Source organism: Isoptericola halotolerans, from assembly GCF_045689585.1.
In the GTDB taxonomy this organism is placed as follows: Bacteria; Actinomycetota; Actinomycetes; order Actinomycetales; family Cellulomonadaceae; genus Isoptericola; species Isoptericola halotolerans_B.
The window spans coordinates 3263157-3280369 of the sequence record NZ_CP140108.1 but is presented as its reverse complement, the minus strand read 5'-3'; the positions used below and the strand labels follow the sequence as shown (position 1 = coordinate 3280369).

At 72.2% G+C, this 17213-nt stretch carries 12 protein-coding genes and 1 tRNA gene; 11 read left to right on the top strand and 2 right to left on the bottom strand.

Annotation, left to right across the window (positions count from 1 at the left end):
• Positions 1–20: 20 nt before the first annotated feature.
• The 8 genes from UQW22_RS15385 to pyk all read left to right on the top strand — a co-directional run bounded on the left by UQW22_RS15385 (position 21) and on the right by pyk (position 12252).
• On the top strand, positions 21–299 hold the full coding sequence (locus UQW22_RS15385; RefSeq protein WP_407317948.1) for an HGxxPAAW family protein: 279 nt from the start codon (positions 21–23) through the stop codon (positions 297–299).
• 222 nt (positions 300–521) lie between these two features.
• Positions 522–1346 (top strand): indole-3-glycerol phosphate synthase TrpC, encoded by an 825-nt coding sequence (gene trpC / locus UQW22_RS15380; protein WP_407317947.1) that lies wholly within the window; start codon positions 522–524, stop codon positions 1344–1346.
• Positions 1347–1427: 81 nt separating this feature from the next.
• A complete protein-coding gene (gene trpB / locus UQW22_RS15375) occupies positions 1428–2723 on the top strand; it encodes a tryptophan synthase subunit beta (protein WP_407320831.1) in 1296 nt (431 codons plus the stop codon).
• Positions 2720–3565, top strand: a complete 846-nt coding sequence (gene trpA, locus UQW22_RS15370; protein WP_407317946.1) for a tryptophan synthase subunit alpha — start codon at positions 2720–2722, stop codon at positions 3563–3565. The genes trpB and trpA overlap by 4 nt, the downstream gene beginning before the upstream one ends.
• Entirely contained in the window at positions 3562–4572 is a 1011-nt protein-coding gene (lgt, locus tag UQW22_RS15365) for a prolipoprotein diacylglyceryl transferase (protein ID WP_407317945.1), read from the top strand. Before trpA ends, lgt begins: the two co-directional genes overlap by 4 nt.
• Positions 4573–4695: 123 nt before the next feature.
• Positions 4696–9264 (top strand): glutamate synthase large subunit, encoded by a 4569-nt coding sequence (gene gltB, locus UQW22_RS15360; RefSeq protein ID WP_407317944.1) that lies wholly within the window; start codon positions 4696–4698, stop codon positions 9262–9264.
• A complete protein-coding gene (locus UQW22_RS15355) occupies positions 9257–10735 on the top strand; it encodes a glutamate synthase subunit beta (RefSeq protein ID WP_407317943.1) in 1479 nt (492 codons plus the stop codon). Before gltB ends, UQW22_RS15355 begins: the two co-directional genes overlap by 8 nt.
• Positions 10736–10812: 77 nt before the next feature.
• Complete coding sequence (gene pyk, locus UQW22_RS15350; RefSeq protein ID WP_407317942.1) at positions 10813–12252, top strand: pyruvate kinase; 1440 nt, start codon at positions 10813–10815, stop codon at positions 12250–12252.
• Positions 12253–12335: 83 nt separating this feature from the next.
• Here the strand turns inward: pyk and UQW22_RS15345 are convergent.
• Positions 12336–12409 (bottom strand) — tRNA-Leu (locus tag UQW22_RS15345).
• 133 nt (positions 12410–12542) lie between these two features.
• On the opposite strand from UQW22_RS15345, the gene UQW22_RS15340 reads away from it, so the two are divergent.
• Complete coding sequence (locus UQW22_RS15340; protein ID WP_407317941.1) at positions 12543–13208, top strand: ANTAR domain-containing response regulator; 666 nt, start codon at positions 12543–12545, stop codon at positions 13206–13208.
• 103 nt (positions 13209–13311) lie between these two features.
• Positions 13312–14001 carry a GNAT family N-acetyltransferase gene (locus UQW22_RS15335; protein ID WP_407317940.1) on the top strand — a complete coding sequence of 230 codons (690 nt, stop codon included), beginning with the start codon at positions 13312–13314 and terminating at the stop codon, positions 13999–14001.
• Positions 14002–14026: 25 nt separating this feature from the next.
• On the opposite strand, the gene UQW22_RS15330 is transcribed toward UQW22_RS15335, so the two are convergent.
• The gene (locus UQW22_RS15330) at positions 14027–14449 is read right to left on the bottom strand and encodes a hotdog fold thioesterase (RefSeq protein WP_407317939.1); all 423 of its coding nucleotides are present in this window, start codon (positions 14447–14449) and stop codon (positions 14027–14029) included.
• Between UQW22_RS15330 and polA the strand changes: the two genes are divergently transcribed.
• Positions 14448–17213, top strand: coding sequence for a DNA polymerase I (polA, locus tag UQW22_RS15325; RefSeq protein WP_407317938.1), 2766 nt, complete (start codon positions 14448–14450; stop codon positions 17211–17213). The two genes, UQW22_RS15330 and polA, sit on opposite strands and share 2 nt — an antisense overlap.

Here is a 17213-nt window from a genome sequence, read left to right as displayed (position 1 = left end):
ACGAAAGGTTTGCCCCGCACATGACCGACAACACCACCGCCGAGCCGATCTACTTGCCGGACGCGGTCCCGCCCACGAACCACGGCCACACCGTCGCGGCCTGGACGGCCATGATCGGCATCATGGCCGGTGCTCTCGTGTCGTCGGTCGGCTGCCTGCCCGGCGTCCCGTTCGTGCTGTTCTGGGTGGGGCTGGTGATCGTGCTGCTCGCCTGCGTGGCCGGTCTCGTCCTGCGCAACATGGGGTACGGCCAGCCCAAGGACGGCGTGGAGCCCCGCCGTCCTGCCGGCTCGCACTGACCACGCGACCGCCCGCACGACTCCGACGGCGCCCGCACCCGACCAGGTGCGGGCGCCGTCGCGTCGGAGCAGCATGCCGTCACGGAGCGATAACGATGTGGGCCGCGGGGCGCGGCGGGCCGCGGCGCGCGCCCTGCACGGGCGTCTCGACCCTCGGGCGGTGGTCGGCGCGCCGGTGAGACGGGCCTACCATGGCAGCAAGACGACGAGGGAGGGGAGAGCATGACGGTCCTGGAGGACATCGTCGCGGGAGTCCGCGAGGATCTCGCCGTGCGGCAGGCCCGCACCTCGCTCGACGAACTGAAGGAACGTGCCGCCAGGGTCCCGGGAGCCCTCGAGTGCTGCGGTCGGCTGCTGTCCGAGGACAAGGTCGCCGTCATCGCCGAGGTGAAGCGGTCGAGCCCGAGCAAGGGCGCCCTGGCGGACATCACCGATCCCGCAGCCCTGGCGGTCGAGTACGCGGCGGGCGGCGCGAGCGTGATCTCCGTGCTCACCGAGCAGCGGCGCTTCGGCGGCAGCCTGGCCGACCTCGACGCGGTGCGCGCGCGCGTCGACGTCCCCGTGCTGCGCAAGGACTTCGTCGTGACCCCGTACCAGGTGTGGGAGGCGCGGGCGCACGGCGCCGACGTCGTGCTGCTCATCGTCGCGGCGCTCGAGCAGACGGTCCTGACGTCGCTCGTCGAGCGTGTCCACTCCCTCGGGATGACGGCGCTCGTGGAGGTGCACTCCGAGGACGAGGTGCGGCGCGCCCTGGACGCCGGTGCCCGCGTGGTCGGCGTGAACGCGAGAAACCTCAAGACGCTCGAGGTCGACAGGGACACCTTCGGGCGGCTGGCGCCGCTCATCCCTGACGACGTGGTCCGCGTCGCCGAGTCCGGGGTGCGCGGTCCGCACGACGTCATGGACTACGCTCGCGCCGGTGCCCACGCCGTCCTGGTCGGCGAGGCCCTGGTGACGGACGGCGAACCGCGCCGCTCGGTCGCGGACCTGGTGGCCGCCGGTCAGCACCCGGCCCTGTGGTCCGTGCGTCCCGCCGCCCAGCCGTGACCCCGTGGCGGACGCCGCCGTACCGACCTGCCCCCCCGACGCCCTGAAGGAGCGCCTGTGCCCGAGCAGCCCGAGCAGCCCGTGCGATCCGCGCTGACCGAGACCCTGGCTCACCAGGTGGCCGAGAAGCTCGCCGACGTCCACGGCCCGTACTTCGGGCAGTTCGGCGGACGGTACGTCCCCGAGGCGCTGATCGCCGCGCTGGACGAGCTGGAGACGGAGTTCCGCAAGGCTCAGGACGACCCCGGCTTCGCGGCGGAGCTGTCCCGCCTGCACCGTGACTACACCGGCCGTCCCTCGCCGCTGACGGAGGTGCCGCGGTTCGCCGAGCACATCGCGCCGGCGGACGGCGACGGCGTCGCCCCGGTCCGGGTGCTCCTCAAGCGCGAGGACCTCAACCACACCGGCTCGCACAAGATCAACAACGTGCTCGGCCAGGCGCTGCTCGTCAAGCGCATGGGCAAGACGCGCGTCATCGCGGAGACCGGTGCCGGCCAGCACGGTGTCGCGACGGCGACGGCGGCCGCCCTGCTCGGCCTCGAGTGCGTGGTCTACATGGGCGAGGAGGACACGCAGCGCCAGGCGTTGAACGTGGCACGCATGGAGCTCCTCGGCGCGACGGTCGTGCCGGTGGCGATCGGCACCCGCACGCTCAAGGACGCGATCAACGAGGCGCTGCGCGACTGGGTCACCAACGTCGACGACACCCACTACCTCCTGGGCACCGTGACCGGTCCCCACCCCTTCCCGGAGATGGTCCGCGAGTTCCACCGGATCATCGGCGAGGAGGCCCGCGAGCAGGTCCTCGAGCGCGTCGGGCGGCTGCCCGACGCCGTCGCGGCGTGCGTGGGCGGCGGGTCCAACGCCCTCGGGCTGTTCAACGCGTTCCTGGACGACCCGCAGGTCGAGCTCTACGGGTTCGAGGCCGGGGGAGAAGGCATAGAGTCCGGCCGGCACGCGGCCCGGTTCTCGGGTGGCGCGCCCGGCGTGCTGCACGGGGCCCGTTCCTACCTGCTCCAGGACGACGACGGGCAGACGCGGCCCAGCCACTCGGTCTCGGCCGGCCTCGACTACCCGAGCGTGGGCCCCGCGCACTCGTGGCTGCACGACATCGGACGCGCCACCTACGAACCGGTCACGGACGCCGAGGCCATGGAGGCCTTCCGGCTGCTGTGCCGCACCGAGGGCATCATCCCCGCGATCGAGTCGGCGCACGCGCTGGCCGGTGCGTTGCGGCTCGGACGCCGGCTGGTCGCCGAGGGACGCTCGGAGCAGGTCCTGCTCATCAACCTCTCGGGCCGCGGGGACAAGGACGTCGCGACGGCCGCGCGCTGGTTCGGCCTGCTCGACGACGACGCGACGGAGGGGGACCGGTGACCGGGACGGTGACATCGTCGAAGACCGCGGCGCGCCTGGACGAGCTGGCCGGTGCCGGCCGGGCGGCGCTCGTGGGCTACCTGCCCGTCGGGTTCCCGGACGTGCAGCGCTCGATCGAGGCGGTGACGACGATGGTCGACGCCGGCGTCGACGTGGTCGAGATCGGGGTGCCCTACACGGACCCCGTGATGGACGGTCCGGTCATCCAGCGTGCCGCGGAGGCCGCGCTGCTGGCCGGCGCGCGCGTGCGCGACGTCCTGTCCGTCGTCGAGGCCGTCTCGGACCGGTCGGGCGGCACCGTCCCGGCGCTGGTGATGTCCTACTACAACCCGGTGCTGCGGTACGGCGTCGGTGCCTTCGCCCGCGACCTGGCAGGTGCCGGCGGTGCGGGGATGATCACACCCGACCTGATCCCCGACGAGGCGGACGAATGGAGCGCGGCGGCCGACGAGCACGGGCTGGACAAGGTCTACCTCGTGGCGCCGAGCTCGACGCCCGAACGCCTGCGGCTGACCGCGCGGGCGTCGCGCGGGTTCGTCTACGCCGCGTCGACCATGGGCGTCACGGGTGCGCGGGAGTCCGTCGGCCGACGGGCCGAGGAGCTGGTCGCCGACACACGTGCCGCGGGCGCCCGGCACGTGTGCGTGGGCCTGGGCGTCTCCACCGGTGACCAGGCCGCCGAGGTGGGCCGGTTCGCCGACGGGGTCATCGTCGGGTCGACGCTCGTGCGCACCCTGTTGTCTGACGACCCGTGGGCCGAGCGGCTGGACGCCCTCGGCAGGGTGACCGCCGAGCTCGCGGCCGGAGTCGCGCGCGCCCGCACGACCGGAGGAGTCTCGTGACCGTCATCGGCCAGCTCGCCGCCTCGATCCCCAGCCCGTCGCAGCACACGTGGTACGTCGGTCCGCTGCCGATCCGGGCCTACGCTCTGGCGATCCTCGCCGGGATCGTCGTCGCGGCCTGGCTGACCATGCGACGGTGGAAGGCCCGCGGCGGTGATCCGGACGACGTGCTCGAGATCGCCTTCTGGGCGGTCCCGTTCGGCATCGTCGGGGGGCGGCTCTACCACGTGATCTCCACGCCCGACCCGTACTGGGGCGAGGGCGGGGACCCCGTCAGCGCGCTCTACATCTGGGAGGGCGGCCTCGGGATCTGGGGTGCCGTCGCCCTGGGCGCCGTCGGCGCGTGGATCGGCTGTCGTCGGCTCGGCGTGCGGCTGTCGTCCTTCGCAGACGCCCTGGCGCCCGGCCTGCTCGTGGCCCAGGCGATCGGCCGGCTGGGCAACTGGTTCAACCAGGAGCTGTTCGGCGCCCCGACCGACCTGCCGTGGGGCCTGGAGATCGATGCCGGCAACCTGCCGATCGACCCGGCCACGGGGATGCAGTACGCCGAGGGCACGCTGTTCCACCCCACGTTCCTGTACGAGATCGTCTGGAACCTCGCCGCGGCCGCACTTCTGCTCTGGCTCGACCGCCGGTACAGGCTCGGTCATGGGAGGGTATTCTGGGCCTACGTCGCGCTCTACACCCTCGGACGGGTGTGGATCGAGATGCTCCGCATCGACACCGCCGAGATGGTGCTCGGGCTGCGGCTGAACGTGTGGACCTCGATCGTCGTGGGCCTGGGAGCCCTCGTCGCGTTCGTCGTCATCGGCCGGCTGCATCCCGGTCGCGAGGACGGTGTCGAGCTGCCGGGTCGTTCCCACGCCCCGGAAGCCGATGCGCAGACCGAGACCGACGGTGACCCCGACGGCACGGCCCAGGCCGCGACCGACGTGGACACCACCGACACGACCGACACGGAAGCGTCGGCGTCCGGGCCCGACCAGGACCCGGCACCGCGCGCCTGAGGTGTCGCCGACCGGGTCACCACCCGGGGAGCGTCACCTGGCAGAGTCCGACGGGCCGACGACGTCCCGATCCACCCTTGAAGCAGACGCGCCCGCGTGCGGGCGCACAGGAGGACGGTGTTGATGACCACGCCGCAGCACTGGGTCGCGCCACCCGAGGCGCAGGGCCTCTACGACCCCGCGACGGAACACGACGCGTGCGGTGTCGCGTTCGTCGCGACCCTGCGCGGGACGCCCGGACGGGACATCGTCGACGCGGGTCTCACCGCGCTGCTCAACCTGGACCACCGCGGAGCGGTCGGTGCCGAGGAGAACAGCGGCGACGGGGCGGGGATCCTCACCCAGATCCCTGACGCGTTCGTCCGCGACGTCGTCGCGGTCGAGCTCCCGCCCGCGGGCCGCTACGCGATCGGCATGGCGTTCCTCCCGCAGGACGCCGCCGAGGCCGAGGCCGCCGTCCGGCGGTTCGAGGCGATCGCCGTCGAGGAGAAGCTCGACGTGCTCGCCTGGCGCGACGTGCCCGTGACGGCCGACCTCGTCGGGCCGACGGCACGGGCTTCCATGCCGACGTTCCGTCAGGTCATCGTCGCCGACCCGGCCCGGGAGCTCACGGGCCTGGAGCTCGACCGGCGTGCCTACCGGCTGCGCAAGCGCGCCGAGAACGAGCAGGGGCTGTTCCTCGCGTCGCTGTCGGCACGCACGCTCACCTACAAGGGCATGCTCACCACGGCGCAGCTCGAGCCGTTCTTCCCCGACCTGTCCGACCCGCGCTACGCGTCGGAGATCGCGCTGGTCCACTCGCGCTTCTCCACGAACACCTTCCCGTCGTGGCCGCTGGCCCAGCCGTTCCGCATGATCGCCCACAACGGTGAGATCAACACCGTGCGAGGCAACCGGAACTGGATGGCCGCTCGCGAGGGCACCCTCGCCAGCGAGGCGCTCGGCGACCTGGGCCCGCTGCTCCCGGTGTGCACGGCCGGCTCGAGCGACTCGGCCAGCTTCGACGAGGTGCTCGAGCTGCTGCACCTGTCCGGGCGGTCGCTGCCCCACTCGGTGCTCATGATGATCCCGGAGGCGTGGGAGAACCACGCCGAGATGGACCCGGCACGGCGGGCGTTCTACGAGTACCACGCCAACCTCATCGAGCCGTGGGACGGCCCGGCCTGCCTGACGTTCACCGACGGCACGCTGATCGGGGCGGTCCTCGACCGCAACGGTCTGCGCCCGGGACGCTACTGGGTGACGGAGGACGGTCTCGTCGTGCTCGGTTCCGAGGCCGGTGTGCTCGACCTCGACCCGGCGACCATCGTGCGCAAGGGCCGGCTCGAGCCCGGCCGGATGTTCCTCGTCGACACCGACCAGGGCCGGATCGTCGAGGACGACGAGGTCAAGTCCCAGCTCGCCGCGCAGCGGCCGTACGCGAAGTGGGTCGAGGAGAACTCGATCTCGCTCGGGTCGCTGCCCGAGCGGGAGCACGTCGCCCACTCGCCGGCGTCGGTCCAGCGCCGCCAGCGCGCCTTCGGCTACACGTCCGAGGAGCTCAAGGTCATCCTGACCCCCATGGCGAACAACGCCATGGAGCCCCTGGGTGCCATGGGGTCGGACACGCCGGTCGCCGTGCTCTCCAGCCGTCCGCGGCTGCTGTTCGACTACTTCACGCAGATGTTCGCCCAGGTCACCAACCCCCCTCTGGACGCGATCCGCGAGGAGCTGGTGACCTCGATCGGCGGTGCCATCGGGCCCGAGCCGAACCTGCTCGACGACACCCCGCTGCACGCCCGCAAGCTCCTCCTGCCGTTCCCGGTGCTGGACAACGACGAGCTCGCCAAGATCGTGCGCATCGACCGTGACGCGCGCCTCGAGGGGGAGTTCCGGGCGGCGATCGTGCGCGGCCTGTACGACGTCTCCGGCGGAGGCCGGGCGCTGCAGGCGCGGCTCGAGGAGATCTTCGCCGAGATCGACGACCAGATCGAGGCCGGGGCGACGCACATCGTGCTGTCGGACCGCGACTCGGACGCCGAGCGTGCGCCGATCCCCTCGCTGCTGCTCACCAGCGCCGTGCACCACCACCTGCTGCGCCGGCACACCCGCACCCGGATCTCCCTGGTCGTGGAGGCGGGCGACGTGCGCGAGGTGCACCACGTTGCGCTGCTCATCGGCTACGGGGCGGCTGCGGTGAACCCCTACCTCGCCATGGAGACCGTCGAGGACCTCGCCCTGCGCGGCTACCTCGGCGTCGCACCCGACCTGGCCGTCCGCAACCTGATCAAGGCGCTGGGCAAGGGCGTGCTCAAGGTGATGTCCAAGATGGGCATCTCGACGATCATGTCGTACCGCGGTGCGCAGGTCTTCGAGGCCATCGGCCTGTCGCAGCAGCTCGTCGACGACTACTTCACCGGCACCACCAGCCGCCTCGGCGGCATCGGCCTCGACGTGATCGCGGCCGAGACCTCGGCGCGCCATGCCGAGGCGTACCCGGCGTCGGGGAACCACGCCCCCCACGAGCGGTTGACGACCGGTGGTGAGTACCAGTGGCGGCGCGACGGGGAGGAGCACCTCTTCGACCCGGAGACCGTGTTCCGCCTCCAGCACGCCACCCGGACGGGGCGGATGGAGATCTTCCGCCAGTACACGCGCCGGGTCGACGAGCAGTCCGAGCGGCTGATGACGCTGCGGGGTCTGCTCCGGTTCAACCCCGACCGGGAGCCGATCCCGATCGACGAGGTCGAGCCGGTCAGCGAGATCGTCAAGCGGTTCAACACCGGCGCCATGTCCTACGGCGCGATCAGCCAGGAGATGCACGAGACGCTCGCGATCGCGATGAACGAGCTCGAGGGCCGCTCCAACTCCGGCGAGGGCGGCGAGGACGCCGAGCGTCTCTACGACCCGCGGCGCCGGTCGCGCGTCAAGCAGATCGCCTCGGGCCGGTTCGGCGTCACGTCCGAGTACCTGACCCAGGCCGACGACATCCAGCTCAAGCTGGCCCAGGGCGCCAAGCCGGGCGAGGGCGGCCAGCTCCCCGGACCGAAGGTCTACCCGTGGGTGGCCAGGACGCGGCACTCGACACCTGGCGTCGGCCTCATCTCGCCGCCGCCGCACCACGACATCTACTCGATCGAGGACCTGGCCCAGCTGATCCACGACGCCAAGAACGCGAACCCGAGCGCACGCGTGCACGTCAAGCTCGTGTCCGAGTTCGGCGTGGGGACGGTGGCCACCGGCGTGTCCAAGGCGCACGCGGACGTCGTGCTCATCTCGGGGCACGACGGCGGCACGGGCGCCAGCCCGTTGACCTCGCTCAAGCACGCCGGCACGCCGTGGGAGATCGGCCTGGCCGAGACACAGCAGACGCTCGTGCTGAACAACCTGCGTGACCGGATCACGGTGCAGGTCGACGGCCAGATGAAGACGGGCCGGGACGTCGTCGTGGCCGCGCTGCTCGGCGCGGAGGAGTTCGGCTTCGCCACCGCGCCGATGGTCGTCTCGGGCTGCATCATGATGCGGGTCTGCCACCTGGACACGTGCCCGGTCGGCGTCGCCACGCAGAACCCCGAGCTGCGCCGCCGGTTCACCGGCAAGCCCGAGTTCGTGATCAACTTCTTCGAGTTCATCGCGACCGAGGTGCGCGAGCACCTCGCCTCGCTGGGTTACCGCTCGATCGACGAGGCGGTCGGCCAGGTCCAGGCGCTCGACACGCGCAAGGCCGTGGACCACTGGAAGGCGCAGGGTCTCGACCTGGCACCGGTGCTCGACCGTGTCGAGCACCCGGCCGGGTCGGCGCTGCACCGCACCCGGGAGCAGGACCACGGTCTGGACAAGGCGCTCGACCAGCACCTCATCGCGCAGGCGGCCCCGGCGCTCGAGGACGCCCGGCCCGTGCGCATCGAGGTGCCCGTGCGCAACGTCAACCGCACGGTCGGCACCATGCTCGGGCACGAGGTGACCAAGCGTTACCGCGGCGAGGGGCTCCCGGACGACACCATCGACGTCACGCTGACCGGTTCGGCCGGCCAGTCGTTCGGGTCCTTCGTCCCGCGCGGCGTGACGCTGCGGCTCTTCGGCGACGCCAACGACTACGTCGGCAAGGGCCTGTCCGGCGGGCGCATCGTCGTGCGCCCGGACCGGGCGGCGGTCCTCGACGGTGCCGCGAACGTCATCGCCGGCAACGTCATCGGCTACGGCGCGACGAGCGGCGAGATCCTGCTGCGGGGCCGCGTCGGCGAACGGTTCGCCGTCCGCAACTCAGGGGCGACGCTCGTCGTCGAGGGCGTGGGCGACCACGGCTGCGAGTACATGACGGGCGGCGAGGTGGTCGTCCTCGGCCCGACGGGTCGCAACTTCGGCGCCGGCATGTCCGGCGGGGTGGCCTACGTGCTCAACCTGCGCGAGGCCGCCATGAACACGGCGTCCGTCGCCGCCGGCGAGCTCGTCGTCGGACCGCTCGAGGAAGCGGACTGGACCCGCGTGCAGGAGCTGCTGGCCCGCCACCACGAGGAGACCGGGTCCCCGGTGGCTGCCGAGCTCCTCGCGGACGACGGGACGCGAGCACGGTTCTCCCGTGTCCTGCCGCCGGCCTGGGCGAACGTCCGCACGGCTCTGGCCGAGGCGGAGTCCGCCGGCACGCCCTTGGGAGAGGGCGAAGACTTCGACCCCTCCCTCTGGGAGCACATCATGGAGGTGGCCCGTGGCTGACCCGCGTGGATTCCTGAAGGTGCGGGAGCGCGAGCTCCCGCCGAACCGTCCCGTCGAGGTACGTCTGCGCGACTGGAAGGACGTGCACGCGCACCGGAAGGACGGCGAGCCGCTCCTCGGTGGCCGGTTGGCCGAGCAGGCCGGCCGGTGCATGGACTGCGGCATCCCGTTCTGCCACCAGGGCTGCCCCCTCGGGAACCTCATCCCCGAGTGGAACGACCTGGTCCGGACGGACCAGTGGGCCGACGCCATCGAGCGCCTGCACGCGACGAACAACTTCCCCGAGTTCACGGGGCGGGTCTGCCCCGCCCCGTGCGAGACGAGCTGTGTGCTGGGCATCAACCAGCCGGCCGTCACGATCAAGAACATCGAGGTCTCGATCATCGACGAGGCGTTCGAGCGGGGGCTGGTGACACCGCAGGTGCCGCAGCGGCTCACGGGCTCGACCGTGGCCGTCGTCGGGTCCGGCCCGGCAGGGCTCGCGGTGGCGCAGCAGCTGACCCGGGCGGGTCACACCGTGGTCGTCTACGAGCGGGACGACGCGATCGGCGGCCTGCTGCGCTACGGCATCCCCGACTTCAAGCTCGAGAAGTCGCACATCGAGCGGCGCCTGGCCCAGATGGAGGCCGAGGGCACGCGGTTCCGCACGAGCGTCGACATCGGCAGGGACATCACGTGGGACGCGCTGCGCCGTCGGTTCGACGCCGTGGTCGTCGCCACCGGCGCCACCGTGCCGCGCGAGCTCACCGTCCCGGGCAAGGAGCTCGACGGCGTGCACCCGGCGATGGACTTCCTGACGCCGTCGAACAAGGCCGTGGCGGGTCACCCCGTCGACGGGGCGCCGCACGCCGCGGGCAAGCACGTCGTCGTCATCGGCGGCGGCGACACCGGGTCGGACTGCGTCGGGACGTCGCTGCGGCAGGGCGCCGCCAGCGTGACCACCCTGGCGATCGGCAAGACACCGCCGACCGAGCGCCCGGCCCACCAGCCGTGGCCCACCGACCCGATCCTGTTCGAGGTCTCGAGCTCCCACGAGGAGGGCGGCGAACGGACGTTCCTCGCCTCGACGGTAGAGTTCGTCGACGACGGGCGCGGCGCGGTCCGTGCCCTGAAGGTCGCGGAGACCGAGTATCTCGCCGACGGTCGGCGGGTGCCCAAGGCCGGGACCGAGCGGGAGATCCCGGCGGACCTGGTGCTCGTCGCGATGGGGTTCACGGGCCCGGAGACCGAGGAGCTGGTCACCCAGACCGGCGCCGAGACCACGAGTCGTGGACTCGTGCGTCGCGGCGAGGACTACGCGAGCACGTTGCCGGGCGTCTTCGTGGCCGGCGACGCCGGCCGCGGCCAGTCCCTCATCGTGTGGGCGATCGCCGAAGGGCGCGCGGCCGCGGCCGCGGTGGACAAGTTCCTCCAGGGGAGCACGGAGCTGCCGGCCCCGGTGGGCCCGCGCACCGTCGCCCTGAGAGGATGAGCACGAACCCGGGCGCCGTGTGGCGTCCGGGACGGCCCCGGTCGGTACCGGGGCAGTACGACGACGAGGCTGGAGACATGCGCAGAGCGAAGATCGTGTGCACCATCGGACCCGCGACGGCATCCCCGGAGAAGCTCCGGGAGCTGGTGGACGCGGGTATGGACGTGGCCCGGATCAACCGGAGCCACGGCGAGCAGTCGGAGCACGAGGCCGTCTACCACGGTGTGCGCGCGGCAGCGAAGGACGCGGGGCGAAACGTCGCCGTCCTGGTCGACCTGCAGGGTCCCAAGATCCGGCTGGGACGGTTCGGTGGTGACGAGAAGCACCTCCTCGACGAGGGCGACACGCTCACCATCACCACCGAGGACGTCGTCGGTACCCGCGAGCTGGTCTCCACCACGCACAAGGGGCTGCCCCAGGACGCCCGCGTCGGCGACCCGATCCTCATCGACGACGGCAAGGTGCGTGTCCGTGTCACGGCGGTCGAGGGCCCCCGCGTCGTGACGACGGTCGAGGTGCCCGGCCCGGTGTCGAACAACAAGGGCCTCAACCTGCCGGGCGTCGCCGTCTCGGTGCCGGCGCTGAGCGACAAGGACACGGACGACCTGCGCTGGGCCCTGCGGCTCGGCGCGGACATCATCGCGCTGTCCTTCGTGCGCAACGCGGAGGACTACGAGGACGTCCGCCGCATCATGGAGGAGGAGGGGCGCGTCGTCCCTGTCGTCGCCAAGATCGAGAAGCCGCAGGCGGTGGACAACCTCGAGGAGGTCGTCGCCGCGTTCGACGGCTTCATGGTCGCCCGCGGCGACCTGGCCGTCGAGATGCCCCTCGAGCAGGTCCCGCTGGTGCAGAAGCGCATCGTCGAGCTGGCGCGTCAGAACGCCAAGCCGGTGATCGTGGCCACGCAGGTGCTCGAGTCGATGACCACGAGCCCCCGCCCGACGCGCGCCGAGGCCTCGGACTGCGCGAACGCGGTACTCGACGGTGCCGACGCGGTCATGCTCTCGGGCGAGACGTCCGTGGGCGACTACCCGATCCTCACGGTCGAGACGATGGCCTCGATCATCGAGGCCACGGAGGAGATGGGGCGCGAGCGCATCGCGCCGCTCGGCTCGACCCCGCACACCCGCGGCGGTGTGATCACGCGGGCCGCGGCCGAGATCGGCAACGCCCTCGGTGTGAAGTACCTCGTGACGTTCACGCAGTCCGGCGACTCCGCGAAGCGCATGTCGCGCCTGCGGTCGGGCATCCCGCTGCTGGCCTTCACGCCGGTGGAGTCGGTGCGCAACGTGCTCGCGCTGACCTGGGGCACCACGACGTACCAGGTGCCGCGCGTGGACTCGGTCGACGCGATGGTCGGCCAGGTCGACCAGACGCTGCAGGCCAACGGGCTCGCCGAGGTGGGCGACCGGGTGGTCATCGTCTCGGGCGCGCCGGTCGGTGTCCCGGGGACGACGAACTCGATCCTGGTGCACAAGGTGGGCAGCCACGGGGACGGTGGCGCCTTCTCCGGCTGAGCGCCGCCTCAGCCACGGTGCCGGTGATCCGGTGCCGGACGACGAGAGCCCGGACCGCTGTGGCGGTCCGGGCTCTCGTGCTGTGCCCCGGGCGGGATTCGAACCCGCACTGGATCGGGTTTGAGCCGATTGCCTCTGCCGGTTGGGCTACCGGGGCGTGTCGGCAGCGGCCTTATCGAACCACACCGGACGGCGAGGTGCCCAACCGGTCCGCCGCGGCTCCGTGGGTGCGCACGGTCACACCGGCACGCTGCGGCAGGAGCACGCGACGCGTGCCCGTGGGGTCTACGATGGTCCCTGTGACCGACGAGAAGCTGCCGCTCGACCTGCCCCCGCTGATCGACGCCGAACCCGAGCCGGCGCCGCCCGAGACCCCGGCGAAGCCGACCCGACGGGCCGTCGTCGCCGAGGACGAGGCGCTGATCCGCATGGACGTCGTCGAGACGCTCCGCGAGGCGGGGTTCGACGTCGTCGGAGAGGCCGGGGACGGTGAGACCGCGGTCAACCTGGCCACCGAGCTCAAGCCCGACATCGTCGTGATGGACGTCAAGATGCCCGAGCTGGACGGCATCTCCGCGGCCGAGCGGATCGGCAAGGCGCACGCCGCGCCGGTCGTGCTGCTCACGGCGTTCTCGCAGACCGAGCTGGTCGAGCGGGCGCGGGACGCCGGGGCCATGGCCTACGTCGTCAAGCCGTTCACCCCGGCGGACCTCCTGCCGGCGGTCGAGATCGCGATCTCCCGCTACCAGCAGATCGGTGCGCTCGAGTCCGAGGTGGCCGACCTCCAGGAGCGCTTCGAGACCCGCAAGCGCGTCGACCGGGCCAAGGGCCTCCTCATGACGAAGATGGGTCTGAGCGAGCCGGAGTCGTTCCGCTGGATCCAGAAGACGTCCATGGACCGCCGCCTGACCATGCGTGAGGTGGCCGACGCGGTCATCGACCAGGTGGGCGCCTGAGACACGTTGTGCGACTCCCTGGCGACGGCTATTGTCGCCAGGGAGTCGTGATCTTTTCGTGACCTTCGTGCCGAGGTCACCAGCAGTGTCGGAAGGAGTGTCGATGCGTGCAGCGGTCGTAGTGCGGTCCGCGACGGAGGACGACCTGCTCGAGGTCGCCGAGCTGGCGGCGAGTGCCGCCCCGGATGGTACGACCACGGCCGCGGCCGACCCGGGACGCCTGTGCGAGCACCTCAGCGTCCTGCTGGCCGCGGGCGGCGAGGTCCTGGTCGCCGTCGAGGACGACGCCGTCGTCGGCTTCCTGCTGGTCAGGGTGCTCGAGCCGCACCTCTACTCCACGGCTCCGAGCCTGTACGTCGACGCCATCCTTGTCGCCCCGCGGGCGCGGCGGCACGGTGCGGGTCGCGCTCTGCTCGGCTCCACGCTCGGCCTCGCGACCGCGGCGGGCGCCGAGAGCATCTACTGCGCCCCGGCGCCGGGCGCGCGAGAGATGCACCGGTTCCTCGCCCGCCTGGGCTTCGCGCCGGCGGCCGGGCACCGCGTGGTGGCGGTGCCCGTCCTGGAGCGGCGGCTCGCCCAGGGAGGCGCACCGGGTGCCACCGTCGTGCGTCGTCGGGACGGCCGTCGCCGCCGGGACGCGACGCGTGCCGCCATCGAGGACCTGGTCGCCCGTCGGCGACGGGCACGCGAGGCGGGCCTGCCCACCGGCCCGGTCGACCTGCGGGCCTTCCAGGTCGAGCACGCGGCGGCCGAGGCCGCACGCGGGGCCGAGCAGACCTCCAACGCCTCCTGAGAGCCTCGGCGCCCGGTGGTCCGCGTCAGCGGGCGTCGAGCAGCATGCAGGTGAGGCGCGCGGTCGCGACCCGTCGCCCGTCGTCGTCGGTGACGACGATCTCGTAGGCCGCGGTGGTCCGTCCCCGGTGCAGGGCGGTCGCGGTACCGTGCACCTGCCCCGAGCGCACGCCCCGGTGATGGGTGATGTTGAGCTCGAGCCCGACGGCGGCCCGCCCCTGGCCGGCGTGGCTCTGCGCGGCGACCGACCCGAGCGTCTCGGCCAGGGCGGCCGTGGCCCCTCCGTGCAGGAGTCCGGCCGGCTGGGTGTTGCCGGCGACGGGCATGCTGCCTCGCGTCGTGTCCGCGCCCACCTCCGTCAGGACGATGCCGGTGCGCTCGATGAGCGTGCCCGAGGCAGCCCGCTGCCAGCCGGTGGTGTCCTGCGGGAACGCGTCGGTGTCGGTCATGGCAGATAGGTTGGCACCCGTGACGACCACAGCGCGAACCGGCAGCTCCAGCACCGCCAGCTCCAGCCCGGCCGGTGGTACCCGTCCCCGGCTGCTGCTCATCGACGGACACTCCATGGCGTACCGGGCGTTCTTCGCCCTGCCCGACACCCTGGTGACCTCGAGCGGCCAGGTGACCAACGCCGTCTACGGGTTCTTCTCGATGCTCACCAACCTCCTGCGCGACGAGGCGCCGACCCACCTCGCGGTCGCGTTCGACGCCGGGCGGGTGACCTTCCGCACGGAGCGGTTCGCGGAGTACAAGGGCAACCGCGACGCGACGCCCGAGGTGTTCCGCGGCCAGGTCCCGCTGATCAAGGAGGTCCTGGAGGCGTTGCGGGTCCCGGCGCTGCAGCGCGAGGGGATCGAGGCGGACGACATCCTCGCCACGCTGGCGCGCCAGGGCACCGAGGCCGGGATGGACGTGCTGGTGTGCTCCGGTGACCGCGACTCCCTGCAGCTCGTCACGGACGAGGTGACGGTCCTGTACCCCAAGAAGGGGGTCTCCGAGCTGGCCCGGATGACGCCGGAGGCGGTCGAGGCGAAGTACAAGGTCCGGCCCGAGCGGTACCCCGACCTGGCCGCGCTGGTGGGGGAGACGAGCGACAACCTGCCCGGGGTGCCCGGTGTCGGACCGGGCGTGGCCGCGAAGTGGATCACCCAGTTCGGAGACCTCGACTCCCTCCTCGAACGTCAGGGCGAGGTGACCGGCAAGAGGGGCGAGGCGTTGCGCGAGCACGCCGACCAGGTCCGGCTGAACCGCGAGCTCAACGCCCTGCTGACCGACGTCGAGCTGCCCCTCGGTGTGACGGACCTCGCGCTGTCCGGGTTCGATCGCGAAGCGGTGCACACCGTCTCGGACACGCTCCAGTTCGGTGCGCTGCGCGACCGCCTCCTCGCCGTCGACCCGGCGGCGGGTGCCGTCGACGACACGAGCCCGACGACCGGCATCGACGTCACGCTGCACCGGGGGACGCTCGCCGACTGGCTCGCCGAGCACCGCGGCCGGGCGCTCGGGTTCGACGTGACGGGGTCCGGTGGGCCCGCGGGCGGAGACGCCTGGCAGGTCGCCGTGGCGACCGGGAGCCGCGACGGGTCGGCGAGCGCCGTCGTCGTGGACCTCGCCACGGCCACGGCCGACGACGAGCGGGCGCTGACCGCCTGGCTGGCGGACGGGGCGTCGCCGAAGACGGTGCACGGCGCGAAGTCGGCGTGGCACCGGCTCGCGGCACGGGGGATCGACCTGGACCTCGGCGGCGTCGCGTGCGACACCGAGCTCGCGGCCTACCTGTGCTATCCCGACCAGCGCGGCTACGACCTGGCCGATCTGGTCGTCCGCCACCTGCACCGCGAGCTGACGGCCGTGGACGAGTCCGCCCAGGGTGCCCTGGACCTCGAGCTCGCCGAGGGGCCGCCCGCCGGCAGCGAGGCCGCGCACCGCGCGGTCGCGGTCGTGGATCTCGCCGACGCGCTCTCCGACGGCCTCGACGACCGGGGTGCCCGTGGGCTACTCGACGACGTCGAGCAGCCGCTGTCGGCGGTGCTGGCGCGGATGGAGCACACCGGCATCGCGGCGGACACCGGCTTCCTCACCGAGCTCGAACGTGGCTTCGCCGACGCGGTCGCGCGGTCGGCTGCCGAGGCGTACGACGTGATCGGTCGCGAGGTCAACCTCGGGAGCCCGAAGCAGCTCCAGGAGGTGCTCTTCGACCAGCTCGGGATGCCGAAGACCAAGAAGATCAAGACGGGCTGGACGACCGACGCCGCCTCGCTGCAGGACCTGTTCACCAAGACCGAGCACCCGTTCCTCGCGCATCTCCTCGCGCACCGCGACGCTGCCAAGCTGCGCACGACGGTCGACGGGTTGCTCAAGGCCGTGCAGACGGACGGCCGGATCCACACGACCTTCCAGCAGACGATCGCCGCGACCGGCCGGCTCAGCTCCACCGACCCCAACCTGCAGAACATCCCGATCCGGACGGAGTCCGGGCGGCGGATCCGCCGGGCGTTCCGGGTCGGTCCGGGGTACGAGACGCTGGTCACCGCCGACTACAGCCAGATCGAGATGCGGATCATGGCGCACCTGTCGGGCGACGCCGGACTGATCGCCGCGTTCCGGTCGGGTGAGGACCTGCACCGGTACGTGGGCTCGCGGGTGTTCGACGTGGAGCCGGCCAACGTCACGGCAGAGATGCGGGCGAAGGTCAAGGCGATGAGCTACGGGCTCGCGTACGGGCTCAGCGCGTTCGGGCTCTCCCAGCAGCTCGGGATCGCGACCGGTGAGGCGCAGGGCCTGATGGACGACTACTTCACCCGGTTCGGCGGGGTGCGTGACTACCTCGCCGGCGTGGTCGAGGAGGCCCGCGCCACCGGGTACACCGCCACCCTCCTGGGGCGGCGCCGCTACCTGCCGGACCTGACCAGCGACAACCGACAGCGCCGTCAGATGGCCGAACGGATGGCGCTCAACGCCCCCATCCAGGGAAGCGCGGCCGACATCATCAAGCTGGCGATGCTGGGGGTGCAGCGCGAGCTCGACGACCGGGACCTGCGGTCGAGGCTGCTGCTGCAGGTCCACGACGAGCTCGTGGTCGAGGTCGCAGCGGGGGAGCGGGACACCGTCGAGGAGGTCCTGCGCACCCGCATGGGGGCGGCGTACGCGCTGGACGTCCCGCTGGACGTGTCGGTCGGTGCGGGCGAGACCTGGCACGAGGCCGGTCACTGA